The 13,531-nt window shown below is 61.7% G+C and carries 14 protein-coding genes and 1 tRNA gene; 5 read left to right on the forward strand and 10 right to left on the reverse strand.

Annotation, left to right across the window (positions count from 1 at the left end; translation table 11 throughout):
* Positions 1 to 2 precede the first annotated feature (2 nt).
* From NWI01_RS07740 to infC, 6 genes are all read right to left on the reverse strand, one after another.
* On the reverse strand, positions 3 to 455 hold the full coding sequence (locus NWI01_RS07740; protein WP_141383317.1) for a hypothetical protein: 453 nt from the start codon (positions 453 to 455) through the stop codon (positions 3 to 5).
* Between the two features lie 2 nt (positions 456 to 457).
* On the reverse strand, positions 458 to 757 hold the full coding sequence (locus tag NWI01_RS07745; protein WP_141383307.1) for a hypothetical protein: 300 nt from the start codon (positions 755 to 757) through the stop codon (positions 458 to 460).
* A gap of 40 nt (positions 758 to 797) precedes the next feature.
* Positions 798 to 1,880, reverse strand: a complete 1,083-nt coding sequence (pheS, locus tag NWI01_RS07750) for a phenylalanine--tRNA ligase subunit alpha (protein ID WP_141383318.1) — start codon at positions 1,878 to 1,880, stop codon at positions 798 to 800.
* 143 nt (positions 1,881 to 2,023) lie between these two features.
* Positions 2,024 to 2,383 (reverse strand): 50S ribosomal protein L20, encoded by a 360-nt coding sequence (gene rplT, locus NWI01_RS07755; protein WP_009796601.1) that lies wholly within the window; start codon positions 2,381 to 2,383, stop codon positions 2,024 to 2,026.
* Between the two features lie 65 nt (positions 2,384 to 2,448).
* A complete protein-coding gene (gene rpmI / locus NWI01_RS07760) occupies positions 2,449 to 2,649 on the reverse strand; it encodes a 50S ribosomal protein L35 (protein ID WP_009796600.1) in 201 nt (66 codons plus the stop codon).
* A gap of 466 nt (positions 2,650 to 3,115) precedes the next feature.
* On the reverse strand, positions 3,116 to 3,655 hold the full coding sequence (infC, locus tag NWI01_RS07765; protein WP_141383319.1) for a translation initiation factor IF-3: 540 nt from the start codon (positions 3,653 to 3,655) through the stop codon (positions 3,116 to 3,118).
* 218 nt (positions 3,656 to 3,873) lie between these two features.
* Here infC and NWI01_RS07770 point away from each other — a divergent pair, with 218 nt between their 5' ends.
* Positions 3,874 to 4,647: an alpha/beta hydrolase gene (locus NWI01_RS07770; protein WP_141383308.1), complete on the forward strand. Its 774-nt coding sequence runs from the start codon at positions 3,874 to 3,876 to the stop codon at positions 4,645 to 4,647.
* Positions 4,648 to 4,699: 52 nt separating this feature from the next.
* Here the strand turns inward: NWI01_RS07770 and NWI01_RS07775 are convergent, their stop codons facing one another.
* The 3 genes from NWI01_RS07775 to NWI01_RS07785 form a co-directional block, all read right to left on the reverse strand.
* Entirely contained in the window at positions 4,700 to 6,940 is a 2,241-nt protein-coding gene (locus NWI01_RS07775; RefSeq protein WP_141383309.1) for a DUF2235 domain-containing protein, read from the reverse strand.
* 295 nt (positions 6,941 to 7,235) lie between these two features.
* Complete coding sequence (locus NWI01_RS07780; protein WP_141383310.1) at positions 7,236 to 8,939, reverse strand: PAS domain-containing protein; 1,704 nt, start codon at positions 8,937 to 8,939, stop codon at positions 7,236 to 7,238.
* 545 nt (positions 8,940 to 9,484) lie between these two features.
* Positions 9,485 to 9,559: transfer RNA gene (locus tag NWI01_RS07785), tRNA-Gly, on the reverse strand.
* A gap of 371 nt (positions 9,560 to 9,930) precedes the next feature.
* Here NWI01_RS07785 and NWI01_RS07790 point away from each other — a divergent pair.
* From NWI01_RS07790 to NWI01_RS07800, 3 genes are all read left to right on the forward strand, one after another.
* A complete protein-coding gene (locus NWI01_RS07790) occupies positions 9,931 to 10,866 on the forward strand; it encodes a thioredoxin family protein (protein WP_141383311.1) in 936 nt (311 codons plus the stop codon).
* Positions 10,867 to 10,997: 131 nt separating this feature from the next.
* The gene (locus NWI01_RS07795; RefSeq protein WP_141383312.1) at positions 10,998 to 11,672 is read left to right on the forward strand and encodes an LON peptidase substrate-binding domain-containing protein; all 675 of its coding nucleotides are present in this window, start codon (positions 10,998 to 11,000) and stop codon (positions 11,670 to 11,672) included.
* A gap of 77 nt (positions 11,673 to 11,749) precedes the next feature.
* A complete protein-coding gene (locus tag NWI01_RS07800; RefSeq protein ID WP_141383313.1) occupies positions 11,750 to 11,950 on the forward strand; it encodes a Trm112 family protein in 201 nt (66 codons plus the stop codon).
* Between the two features lie 59 nt (positions 11,951 to 12,009).
* Here NWI01_RS07800 and NWI01_RS07805 read toward each other — a convergent pair whose 3' ends face one another.
* On the reverse strand, positions 12,010 to 12,348 hold the full coding sequence (locus NWI01_RS07805; RefSeq protein ID WP_141383314.1) for a P-II family nitrogen regulator: 339 nt from the start codon (positions 12,346 to 12,348) through the stop codon (positions 12,010 to 12,012).
* A gap of 225 nt (positions 12,349 to 12,573) precedes the next feature.
* On the opposite strand from NWI01_RS07805, the gene NWI01_RS07810 reads away from it, so the two are divergent.
* A complete protein-coding gene (locus tag NWI01_RS07810; protein ID WP_141383315.1) occupies positions 12,574 to 13,455 on the forward strand; it encodes a DUF4339 domain-containing protein in 882 nt (293 codons plus the stop codon).
* Positions 13,456 to 13,531: the final 76 nt, after the last annotated feature.

A 13,531-nucleotide genomic window follows, 5' to 3' on the forward strand; every position in this document is an offset into this window, starting at 1 on the left:
GATCAGGCACGCTTGCGGGTTATCAGTTGAGTGGCCAATCGAAGTTTATCTTCGGAAGGCAGCGCTCCAAGACGTGTGATCGCCGTTCTTGCTTGCGCGATGAGGTCAAGTGTTTCCGCTCGCCCGCGGAAAGGTTCGGGATGGTAGTCGGCTCTGTGCCGTTCTTCTTGAAGCTTGATAAAAGTCTGCCCGATCAGATTTATATCAGAGCTCTGCCGACGGCCCCACCCGTTGAAGTCATCCTTAGCGCGCGAGTGATCGAGAGATCGATAGATGGGTGTGTAGACCTCCCAGGGCTTCGTCCATCCGACCAACTGGACAGCACACAAGCTGGCCAGAGCATGAAACAGCGCATAATAAGCGCTGGATACAGCCCGCCGTAAGCAGGCCTGGCGCGGCCGGCCTCCATCTAGCTTCGCGAGTGTCTCGGCAATATCCAGAAGATCGTTCTGCATCGTCATGGTGTCGGTAAATCAATTGACTCGCCCTGCGGTCGCTCGTCATCAGGCCGCGTGATGGAAAGATAGGACAACCGGTCGTCGCCAGCGCTTTCCATCAGCTTGGCAACCGCAGCGCTCGCCGCGCCGGAAATTTCGCCCGGCATCAACGGAGAGTTGGGTGGTAGAACCGCCGTGACGAATATGGCGACCTCCCCGTCATGATCGCGACCGACGACGAGATCAACACGATCAAGCCCGAACGATCCAAATTCCTTTCGAAGCGTCTTTTCGATATCGGTCAAAGCGACTTGAGGCATGAGAGACTCCAATTGCCGTCAGCCCTTGGCATATATCCTCTCACGAACTCAATCCCCCCGCCAGCGTCGGGATTTCGAGCGGCTTGAAGCCGTAATGCGTGAGCCAGCGGACGTCGCCCTCGAACAACTGCCGCAGATCGGCGATGCCGTATTTCAGCATGGCGATGCGGTCGATCCCCATGCCCCAGGCGAAGCCCTGATAGACCTCGGGGTCGATGCCGCACAGCTTCAGCACGTTCGGATGCACCATGCCGCAGCCGAGGATCTCCAGCCAGTCCTCACCCTCGCCGAAGCGAATCTCGTTTTTGTCGCAGCGACACTGGATATCGACTTCCAGCGACGGCTCGGTGAACGGGAAGAACGACGGGCGGAAACGCATGTTGACGTTGTCGACCTCGAAGAACGCCTTGCAGAACTCGTGCAGGATCCATTTGAGGTGGCCGAGATGCGACGACTTGTCGATCACCAGGCCCTCGACCTGATGAAACATCGGCGTGTGGGTCTGATCCGAATCGCTGCGATAGGTGCGGCCGGGACAGATGACGCGGATCGGCGGCTGTTGGCTCAGCATGGTGCGCACCTGCACCGGCGAGGTGTGGGTGCGGAGCAGGAGGCGCGAGCCATCGTCTTTTGGATTGAAGTAGAAGGTGTCGTGCATCTCCCGCGCCGGATGGCCCTCCGGGAAATTCAGCCGCGTGAAATTGTAGTCATCGGTCTCGATATCGGGGCCTTCGGCGACCGCGAAACCCATGTCGGCGAAGATCGTGGTGACCTCGTCCCACACCTGGCTCAGCGGATGGATGCGGCCGGCTTCCGCGGGCGTCTCCCGCAAGGGGAGCGTGACGTCGATGGTTTCCGACGCAAGGCGCGCATCGAGCGCGAGAGCCTTCAGCACCTCGCGGCGCGCGGCCAGCGCCCGCGTCACCGTATCCTTGGCGAGGTTGATCTTCGCGCCTTCGGTCTTGCGCTCGTCCGGCGACATCTTGCCGAGAGTCGAGAGCAGCGCCGAGATCGAGCCTTTCTTGCCGAGCGCCGCGACGCGCACCGCCTCCAGGGCGGCCTCGTCGGAGGCGTTCGCGATGTCGGCGAGGATTTTGGATTGAAGAGCGTCGAGATCGGACATGAAGCGCCACCACCTGCACAACGTCATGCCCGGACCTGATCCGGGCATCCACGTCTTGCGGCGCATCCACGATCAATCGACGTGGATGGCCGGGACAAGCCCGGCCCATGACGGCGTTAGCGATCGATGCCGGGCAATAACGATCAGGCCGCGAGCGCGGCCTTGGCCTTCTCGGCGATCGCCTGAAACGCGGCGGGCTCGTTGATGGCGAGGTCCGACAGCACCTTGCGGTCGACCGTGATGCCAGATTTCGACAACCCGTCGATGAAACGGCTGTAGGTCATGCCGAACGGCCGAACAGCGGCGTTGAGACGCTGGATCCACAGCGCGCGGAAGGTCCGCTTCTTGCGCTTGCGGTCGCGGAAGGCGTACTGGCCGGCCTTGTCCGCGGCGGCCTTGGCGGCGCGGATGGTGTTCTTCCGGCGGCCGGAAAACCCCTTGGTGACCTTGTAGACTTTCTTGTGCTTGGCGTGAGCCGTCACACCGCGCTTGACGCGAGCCATGACTGAACTCCTCTCAAAATCAACGGGTTAAATACGGGATACCGCATTAAGGCGGCGAACGGACGTCAGGCGTTGGGCAAGAAGTATTTCTTGATGTTGTCGCCGTCGGTCTTGAACAGAACGCGGGTGCCGCGGAGCTGACGAATCTGCTTCTTGGTCCGCTTGATCATGCCATGGCGCTTGCCGCGCTGGGCATGCTTGACCTTCCCGGTGGCCGTGATCTTGAAGCGCTTTTTCGCGCCCGATTTGGTCTTCAGCTTGGGCATTTGGCTCTCCTGTCGCCACGACGAAATCCGCCCCGAGGGCGGCCCGCTGGCTGAAAATGCTCGTTATTGGGCATGATCTTACCCGAAATGGTTTTCACCTTTCGGAACCATGCTTCAGAGCGTTGAAAGTGCCCGGCGTTTCCCGAAAGAAATCCCGGCACGATCGTCGCCACGGCAGCCCTTGAATCAGCCGGGCGACGAAGACTGGGCTTATGGCAGAGGTTTTGCCGATTGGCAACGATTTAGAGCAGGATCCCGACCCGAAGGGCCGCGCCAGCGCAAAGTGGAAACCGGTTTTCGGATAAGATCATGCTCTAGAAATGGTTGTCTGGTCGCATTTTCTTGCGGCGAACAGGTATCCACTTCGCCGGAAAATGCTCTAGCGAAAGAACGACCGCCGCTTCTCGTCGAAAATGGCCCGCCAGATGCCTGACGGGCCCATTTCAACTCGAACCTCGAACTGGAGTCAGCGCGGCGCCAGCACCATGACGACCTGGCGGCCCTCGAACCTGGCGTCCTGCTCGACCTTGGCGTAGGCGGAAACGTCGGCCTTCACCTTGTCGAGCAGCTTGGTGCCGATCTCCTGGTGAGCCATCTCGCGGCCGCGATAGCGCAAGGTGATCTTCACCTTGTCGCCCTCCTCGAAGAACCGCTGCATCGCCTTCATCTTCACGTTGTAGTCGTGATCATCGATCATCGGGCGGAGCTTGATCTCCTTGATCTCGACGATCTTCTGGCGTTTGCGCGCCTCGGCAGCTTTCTTCTGGGCCTGAAACTTGTATTTCCCGTAATCCATGATCTTGCAGACGGGAGGACTGCTGTTCGGCGCGATCTCCACGAGGTCCATGCCTGCTTCCATGGCCATCTTGATCGCGGCGATCGTTTCCACGGTACCTTGATTGGTACCTTCCTGGTCGATCAGTTGAACCTGGGCATTGCGGATTTCATCGTTGGTGCGCGGTCCGTCTTTCGCGACGGGCATTGGCGCTCTGTTGGGACGGCGAATGGGTGGCTCTCCAATGTGGTGACGGAAGCGCCTACTTTGAAGGAATAAGCGGCTCCGGGCAAGCGGCTGAATCAACGTGCCGGCAAAACCATCGACCGCGAGGTATTTTGGTCACGTATTTGGTCACGCCGGCTGGCCCCGGTCAGAACCCGGAAGCCCGCTGCTTGTTCCGCACGCGGCCAGGCCGTGAGATAGATTGCTAAAGACGGGGCGGACCTATGACAGACGGAACGGCAACACAGTTCATCGAGGTCGGCGGCGGTGACGCCGCGCGCCGGATCACGGTGCGGGCGCGGCGCGGCGGCGCGCCGGGCCTGTTCTGGCTCGGCGGCTTCAGGTCCGACATGGCGGGCACCAAGGCGCTCGCGCTCGATGCGTGGGCCGCCGAGCACGGCCGGGCCTGCGTGAGGTTTGACTATTCCGGCCACGGGGAAAGCGGCGGCGAGTTCACCGACGGCACCATCAGCCGCTGGCTCGAGGAAAGCCTCGCGGTGTTCGATGCCTTTTGCGAGGGACCGCAGGTGGTTATCGGCTCGTCAATGGGCGGCTGGATCGCGCTCCTGCTGGCGCGCGCGGTGGCGCGAAGGGCATCCGCCCGCGCCACGCTTTCCGGCCTCGTGCTGATCGCGCCGGCGCCCGACTTCACCGAGGAACTGATGTGGAAGGCGTTTTCGCCTGAAGCCAGACATGCCCTCGAAACGCACGGCGTCTGGCTGCGGCCCTCCGACTACGGCGATCCCTATCCGATCACGCGCAAGCTGATCGAGGACGGGCGCAGCCATCTGCTGCTTGGCGGCAGCATCTCGACCGGCTGTCCGGTGCGCATCCTGCAGGGCGCCCAGGACACGGACGTACCGTGGCGGCATGCCTTCGCGCTGACCGAACGGCTGCCGAGCGACGATGTGGTGCTGACCATGATCAGGGACGGCGATCACCGGCTGTCGCGTCCGCAGGACATCGCGCGGATTCTCGCGGCGGTGGGGGAGTTCTGAACCGGCCGGTCGCTCGGACCCCTGGCTGTTCAAGCCTTCGGACCGGGCCGCTTCATCTGCGCTTCACGATGAGTTTGGCCGCGCCTTCATTGTTGCGGTAGAACGTGTCGTAGAATCCGGGAACGCCCAGCACCGCATCATTGACGAACACGAGCAGCTCGCCGCTGCGCGTCGGCCGGATCACCGCCTCGATGGTGCCGTCTTCGGGATCGGGGTCGAGAAACACTTCTTCGCCGCCGACCGCGCCGTAGCGCAGCACCAGACGGAACCACGGCCGCGTCAGCTCACGGCGCAGGGGGACGCCGAGCACCAGCGCAAGCTGCTGATGCCAGTCCGGCGCATCGGTCGAGTAGAAACCGCCGAGCGGGGACGCAATGCCACCGTCACGGAACGGCTCGGTGGTTTCCACCTTGACCAGATAGCGCGCGCCGTTGCCCTCGACGAATATGCCGGTGTTGTTGCAGAGGCCGGACGTGGCGAACGTCACGCTGGCCTCCTCGCCGCGCGCCAGCCTTTTCGTGTCCGGGTTCTCCCGACAGGTGAAGCCTGCAATGTCCTGAACATTATAAAGGAGATGGCTTGTCAGCGTGACGCCGAGATAGACAAACAGGAGCGCGAAGAACGCCGGCGCGCCGCGCCGCTTCAGCCAGTCGTGAAAGGCCGTGTAGATGCGGCTGGTGCGCAGCCGATAGATCCAGTTTTTCGGCCGCGTGACGGGCGCGGACGGGGCGCGCCGCCAGATCGCGCCCATCGTATCCGAGATGCCGGCCGCAAGCCGCCCGCTCCAGGCGATCAGCACGATCACGGCGGCGAACAGAAGTGAAAACTGTACCGGGCTGCGGGCGTAGCCATCGATCCAGGTCTGCGCGAATCCCGGCAGGAAGCCGCCGACCAGGCGGATGATGTCCGAGATCCAGCGGAACGGGCTGAGATACTCGTCCTTGGCCGGCAGCTTGCGCAACAGCGGATAGAGTACGAGCCAGAGCGAAACGCCGACGGTGAGAAAGTAAACGATGCGGCGCTTCCACACCTCGTTCCAGACGTGCTCCTGCGCCTCGGCGCGCGTCGCCGCCTCGCTCGAGGTCTCAAGCCCGAACGCATCCGGCGTGACGATCCGCCCGTCGTAGGTCGCGACATCGTAAACCGCCGGAAGCCCTACCGGCGCATAGGCGTGGGCACGGCTTGCGATACGGCACAAGGCGCTCTCGTGAACCTTTGGCCGCGCCACCGACACCACGTCGCGTTTCGCGTAGGTATAGTTGGAGAGAAGCTCAATCTTGCGCGGGCCGTAGCGATAGTAGCCGCCAAGGCCCTTACGCGGATCATAGAGCCGGCCATCCTTGTCGCAGTTGACGATGGCATGCTTGAAGGTGTCGGGATCAGCCGGCGGAGTCCCCTGATCCGACTTGAAGCGCAAGCCGCAGGCTTCCGCCTCCCGCAGCATCCAGACCAGCGGGATATAGGCCAGCGAATCGTCCGGATAGCCGCCGCCAACGTTGGAGTGAACGCCGGGAAACCAGACCTGACTGACCTGCTCGTCGGCAAAATAGCGCTCGCCGTCCCTCCGTGGCGAGGCAGACCGTGCGCCGCATTCATCCCACAGTTCGGGATGAAAAGTGGTTCGCTCCTCGTCGATCGACAGCGCCTGGCAGGCCCGCGTCACCCGCGCCAGATCGAGCCTGTGGTCGGGGAATTGCAGCGGCCAGATGAAGCGGCTGATCCCTCGCGTCATCTCGTCGATCGGCAGCCCGTAGGCGGCGACCGTATCCCACACGCCGATGAAGCGGATGCGCTGGATCACGCGATTGTCCGCCTTGTCGTAATCGTCGCGCCACACCAGATCGCGCAAGGTCCGGAACAGATGCTCGACGCGCCAGACGGTATGATAGCGTTCGCGGCGATAGGCGCGATAGGCGGCGCGCGCCTTGCGGTCCAGTTCCTTCTCGGTGGCGGCGACGATCAGTCCCTGATTGAGAATCAGCCCCATCACCACGCGAATGGTGAAGGCGCCCCGGCTGAAGCCGAAACCGAAGATCTCGTTGCCATCGTCGCGCCAGTTGCGGCAGGCGAACTTGTAGATGTCGATGACGTTGCGTTTCAGCCCGAAGCCGAAGGCGCCGCCGAGCATGGCCAGCGGCTTGAACGACGAGGTGCCCACGCCATCGTCGTAGAATGCGACCTGATCCGATCCCGACAGATCGAGCGCCTCGAACGTGCGCCAGACATTGGTGCGCCAGACCTTCGCCGCGGAATTTCCGGTGCCGTCGGACAGCAGAACGATTTTCCGGCCCATGCCAGCTCCCGGACGATGTCGCGCGACGGCGACGCCTACGCTCTTCCTCAAAACGAACGACGCCCATAACGGGCGTCGTTCGCGTCGGCATCAGCTTAACCCTGACCGTGACATAACTTGCGAGTTAGGCGCCTTCCAGCTGTGATCGGCCTTGATCCTATCCGGGAGCCGATCTCCCCTTTTGCGCCGGTTGCGTCCCTTTCGGGTCGTTCTGTGATCGTCACGACGGGTTCGAGGTCATCCCCAAATTACCGACCATCAAACCCGTCGTTCCCTGAGTGACGTGACTCAATCGTCACAAGAAGTTAGCGACAGCTTTCGTCGAGGACGCCACCGCGGAACTGAATCCCTCACGAAGGTTCGTCAGGAACTGAGCGAAGGGCGACGGACCAGCCTTGACGGTCTTGCGACGGTTTTCCAGCCGGTTCATGCTCAAGCTCTGCCCGTCGGCCTGCTCAGCCATCGACACGGGCGCTTCCTGGACGGAGGCACTCATTTCTTCGCTGGCAGCGGCGGCCGATTCGATCACCGTGGCGTATTGGACAACCTTGGTCGTCTTGCCCTGGGCATCGAGGACCGGGATGTACGAAGCCCGGATCCGGACTTCGCTGCCGTCCTTGGCGATACGCTTGTATTCGGCCGACTGAGCCTCGCCGCGATTGAGCTTGCCCCAGAACTCGCGATAGGCAGAACCGGAACGCTCCGAAGACTCGACGAACATTCCGTCATGCTTACCGCTAACCTCGCCGAGGGTGTAACCCATCGCCTTCAGGTACTTATCGTTGGCGGCGATAATGGTGCCGTCCGGCCTGAACGAAGCGATCGCCTGGGCGCGTTCGATGGCGGCGAGCTGACCCTCGTTCTCCAGGGCCTTGAGCTTCCGGGAGGTGATATCGGTCGCGATCTCAACCACCTTTACAGGCTTGCCCCTCGAATCCAGAACCGGATTATAGGAAGCCTGCAGCCAGACCGTCTTGCCATCCTTGCCGATGCGCTTGTACTCGGCGGACTGAGCTTCGCCGCGAGCGAGCCTGGCCCAGAAGTCGCGATAGGCGGTGCTGGTCCGCTCAGCAGCCTCCACAAACATGTTGTGGTGCTTGCCCTGGATGTCCTTGAGGAGCGAGTAACCAAGCGTTTTCAGGAAGTTGTCGTTCGCGGTCAGGATCTTTCCATCCATGCCGAGTTCGACGACCGCCTGCGACTTTCCGATGGCCGTGATCTGGCCTTCGAGATCAGCCGACTTCACCTTCTGCTTGGTGACATCAGTCGCGAACGCAACGACCTTGAAAGGCTTGCCGCTCTCGTCCGCGATCGGGTTGAAGGTCGCCAGCAGCCACACTTCGTTCCCGGCCTTATTAATCCGCTTGTATTCAGCGGATTGAGGCTCACCGAGATTGAGCCTGGCCCAGAAGTCGCGATAGGCGTCGCCAGCCCGCTCCGATGACTCCACGAATACCCGGTCATGCTTCCCCTGCATTTCACCGAGAGTGTAGCCCATCACATTGAGGAAGTTCTTGTTCGCGGTAATGATCGTGCCGTCGAGGTTGAATTCGACCACGGCCTGCGCGCGCTCGATGGCGGAGACCTGACCCGCGTTCGCCAGATCCTTGATCTTCTTCGCGGTGATATCAGCCGCCAGCGCGATGATTTTTTTCGGATTCCCCCTCGAATCCAGCACAGGAATGTAGGAAGCCTGAACCCAGACCTCGTCGCCGTGCCTGTCGATACGTTTGAATTCGGCCGATTGGGTCTCACCCTTGTTCAGCCTGGCCCAGAAGTCGCGATATGCGGCGCCGGACCGCTCGTCCGCCTCCACAAACATGCTATGGTGCTGGCCTCGAACATTCGCCAGCGTATAGCCGAATATGCCGAGGTAGTTCTCGTTAGCCGTGATGACCGTTCCATCAAGCCCGAGCTCGATGACGGCTTGCGATTTTCTGATGGCTGCGGTTTTCGCAGCATCTTCTTTCGCGATCGACCACTTTTTGAAGAAAAACATTGATCCTCCCCAGGAGTTAGATCCAAGAACACCGAGGCTCCGACTCGCGGGCGAAACCTTGGTATACCGATCATGAATGGAATCGGTTAAAACGAGGTTAATTCTTTAACCATCGCGGCCGGGTGCCGGCCTGCGCCGCAAGGCCCGACCTCACAACGCCTTGCCGGTAGCCGGCTCTGACATTTATTTAGTTATTTCAATATCTTACTATCGCCAATGCACGGGCCAGGACGCCGGGCGGCGGAGTTTCCCGCCTTTGTTGCAGTGCGAGGACAGCGGCCCGGTTTCCTTAAGCAAGACAGCATCATGGCCGCCGCTGAAGGCAGCGTTAACTATTCAGGACGCAGGAAATTTGGCCGGCTCCGGAGCCGGGAAAGCCCTCCGGGCATCAAAAAATTGTCCCGGCGTCCCTGAAAAATCAGAAGCGAAAATGCCCTGAGAAGCCGGCGGAACGTCAACAGTCCGTTCCGCGTGGACCATTCCCACGGATTGAACCCCGGTTTTCGGTGACGGATACTGAAATAAAGAAAGTGTCTGTTGAAATCTGGAGCGGGCGAAGGGATTCGAACCCTCGACCCCGACCTTGGCAAGGTCGTGCTCTACCCCTGAGCTACACCCGCATCCGAAAACAGGCGACCGATCGCGGGCCGCCGGAGGCGAGAGCTATGCCAAATGCGGCGCGCGAATGCAACAGCCGGATCAGATATTAATGTCACTCCTCCAAGTCTTCCGGTTGGGTGACGGCCGCGAAGAGACCGGGCGAACCCGGCCGCCGATTGCAAAAATTCCGCACAGGGACCAATTTAGGGTCCGGGGCGTGCTAGCGTGACGGCTCAGACTTTGCTTTCGTCGCGACGCTTCCGTCTCGGCGAAATTTACCCAGCGGGTTTCCGATGACGAGGGTTTGTGTCACGGGGCGCTGGCCAAGAATAGGCGAACGTCGGATAACGGCACCAGACCGCTCATTCCGGGGACATCAGGCGAGGATCACGTGACCATAGTCGAGCACGGCGGCGGGCCGCCACCACAGACGCCGGATCTGATCAATGAGACGACGACGCAGACCTTCATGAAGGATGTCGTCGAGGAATCGATGCACCAGCCGGTGCTGGTCGATTTCTGGGCGCCGCGGAGCGGAGGTTGCCGCCAACTGACCCCGCTGCTGGAAAAGGCGGTGCGCGCCGCCGCCGGCAAGGTCAAGCTGGCGAAGATGAATATCGATCAGCATCCCGCGATCTTTCAGCAGCTCGCGGCCCAGATCGGCAATCAGTCGATTCCGGCGGTATTCGCCTTCGTCGGCGGGCGGCCGGTCGACTATTTCACAGGCGCGGTCCCCGAAAGCCAGGTCAAGGATTTCATCGACAAGCTGACGCAAGGCGCGGGGGCGGCGCCGGGCGCCCCGAATATCGAAGAGATCCTGCAAGAGGCAGACGCCGCGCTCGCTGAAGGCGATCCGGCCACCGCGGCCGCGGTTTATGCCGAGGCTCTCGGGATCGACGCCGCCAATCTCCGGGCGATCGCCGGGCTGGCGCGCTGCTATGCCAGCACCGGCGCGATCGACAAAGCCAAGCAAACGCTCGCGCTGGTTCCGGAATCGAAGCGTGGCGACGCCGCCGTGACCACCGTTCAGGCCATGATCGACCTTGCCGAACAGGCGAGCTCACTGGGACCGATCGCCGAGCTCGAGCAGAAGGTTGCGGCCGACCCGCTCGATCATCAGGCACGATTTGACCTGGCCACGGCATTGAACGCCGACGGCAAACGCAGCGAGGCCACCGATCATCTGCTTGAAATCGTGAAGCGCGATCGCAAATGGAACGATGATGCCGCCCGCAAGCAGCTCGTGCAGTTCTTCGAGGCATGGGGCGCCACAGACGAAGCCACCGTGGAGGGGCGCAAACGACTGTCGACGATTCTGTTTTCCTAGAGCGGGATGAGGAAAAGTGTGGTGCGGTTTTCCGCCCGCATCCCGCGTCTCAAAATGTTGGACTCGATCACGTTCATGGTTCTGGATCGAATAGATCCAGAACCATCGCGATCTAAGCGCCGGACCAGCCCATGCCCATCAATGCCGATTACCGCGGTCCCGCCGACCTTCCCGAAGTGATACCGGTGTTCCCGCTGCCCGGCGCGCTGCTGCTGCCGCGCGGGCAAATGCCGCTCAACATCTTCGAAATGCGCTATCTCGCGATGGTCGACGACGCGCTGCGGGACGGCCATCGCCTGATCGGCATGATCCAGCCCGACCTCACCCATTCCGCGAGCGAGGACAAGCCTGAACTGTTCCATGTCGGCTGCGCCGGACGCATTACCCAGTTCGCCGAATCCGGCGACGGCCGTTATATTCTCGAACTCACCGGGGTGTCGCGTTTCAAGGTCGTGGAAGAGCTGACGGTGCTGACGCCCTATCGCCAGTGCAAAGTCGATTTCTTCGCTTACGCCGATGATCTAACCGCGCGTAAAGGCGAGGACGACGTCGACCGCAAACGGCTGCTCGAAGTGCTGACCGATTTTCTCAGGGTCAACGATCTGAAGGTGGACTGGAACGGCATCGAGAACGCCCCGAACGAGGCGCTGGTCAACGCGCTGGCGATGATGTCGCCCTACGGCCCCCCCGAGAAGCAGGCCATGCTGGAGGCAGCCGACCTGAAAACCCGCGCGGAAATTCTGATCGCCATCACCGAAATGGACCTCGCGAAGAAGCGCACCAGCGGCGATCCCGGATTGCAGTAGCGAGGCAAGCGCCTCACACCTCGTCATGATGCAATGATGCACCTACCCGCCCGACCTGACCTTTCGAAGAGACCCGCATGACGTCGCCTCCCTCTGATCGTCCCGAGGATACCGCCGATCCAAAGCTTCTGGAGATTCTGGTCTGCCCGGTGACCAAGGGTCCGCTGGAACTGGACGGCGCGCGGCGGGAACTGATTTCACGCTCCGCCAAGCTGGCCTATCCGATCCGCGACGGCATTCCGATCATGCTGCCGGAAGAGGCAAGGAAGATCGAGTGAGACGATGCACGACGCGTCATCTCCAAAAAATCATCTCACAAAACAAGCGTAACGAATCGTCATAGCGCGTCGCTGTCGGTCTCGCCGGTGCGGATGCGCAGGGCGTGATCGATCGGCAGCACGAAGAGCTTGCCGTCGCCGATCTGGCCGGTGCGGGCGGCGGCGGCGATGGCCTCGACAGCTTTGTCCGCGAGCTCCGACGCCACCGCGACCTCGATCCTCAGCTTGGGCAGGAAGTTCACGACGTATTCGGCTCCGCGATAGATTTCCGTATGGCCTTTCTGACGTCCATAGCCCTTGACTTCTGTCACGGTCATGCCGTGCACGCCGAGCGCGGTCAGCGCCTCCCGGACCTCGTCAAGCTTGAATGGTTTGATCATGGCGACGACGAGTTTCATGGTCCGGCCCCTTTATCCTGCTCGGCAACCCGGTTATGACCGGATACGTTCCGGCCAATCTGCCATCTTTCGCGGCCGCCGGCACGGCGAATTTGCCGATCACAACATGCGCGCGCGAATTGGCCGCGCCGCGCCAACGGGCCGGATTTTTTCATGAACCAGCGGCGTCTTCTTTCCGACCAATCATCGTTCCGGCAGCGGGGCCGAAGGATTTGAGGGGCATCCATGCCGAATCGTCAGTGGTTTTTCGCTTCCGGTAATACTCAGCAGGGCCCGTATTCCGAGGACCAGTTGCGGGATTTCATCGCCCGCGGCGCGGTCAGAGCCGACACGCGCGTCTGGACCGAGGGCATGTCGGACTGGCAGAGAGCGGGCGATGTTCCGGGCCTCCTGTCCGGCGGTTCGGCTGCTCCGCCCATGCCGCCGGCGTCGGCGCGTGAGAGCGCGGTGCTGGCGAGTGCCGGACCCACCGGCGCTCCGCTGTCCGTGGATCTCAACATCTGGGCGCTGCTTGGACGCGCCCTGATCTTCGTGATCGGCTTCCTGCTGGTGATTCCGGCGCCGTGGGTGGCGACCAGCTTCTACGGATGGTTCATCTCTCAGGTGCGGGTGCCGCAGCGCCCCAAGCTGAGCTTTACCGGCCAGCCGATGGACATCTGGTGGGTGTTCGTGCTGCTCGCGCTGTGCGCCTATTCCGGCCTGACCGACATACCCTATATCGGGGTCATTCTGATTCCGGTGCAGGCCTGGCTATCATGGATCACGATCAAATGGGTGGTGGCGAACATCAGCGCCAACGGACAGCCGCTTCGGCTTTCATTCCGGGGCGAGGCGCTGCATTACATCGGCTGGTTCGTGCTGCTCAACCTCTCCTTCATCACCATCATCGGCTGGGCATGGGTCACCACGGCGATGACGCGGTGGCTGTTCCGCAACATCGACGGCACCCGGCGCGAGATCATCTTCAATGCCAGCGGCCTTGAAGTGTTGTGGCGAACGGTGGTGGTTGCGATCGGCTGTATATTGATCATCCCGATCCCGTGGGTGCTCGGCTGGTTCGCGCGCTGGTACGTCTCGCAGGTCGCGCTGGCGCCGCGGACGGCATGATGCGGATTGCCATAGCGTTTTCAAGCGAAGCATGTCCTCGGGCCAGACCCGAGGATGGAAGCCGGTTCGCGTGAAG

It is taken from the genome of Nitrobacter winogradskyi (assembly GCF_006539545.1).
GTDB classification, from domain to species: Bacteria; Pseudomonadota; Alphaproteobacteria; order Rhizobiales; family Xanthobacteraceae; genus Nitrobacter; species Nitrobacter winogradskyi_A.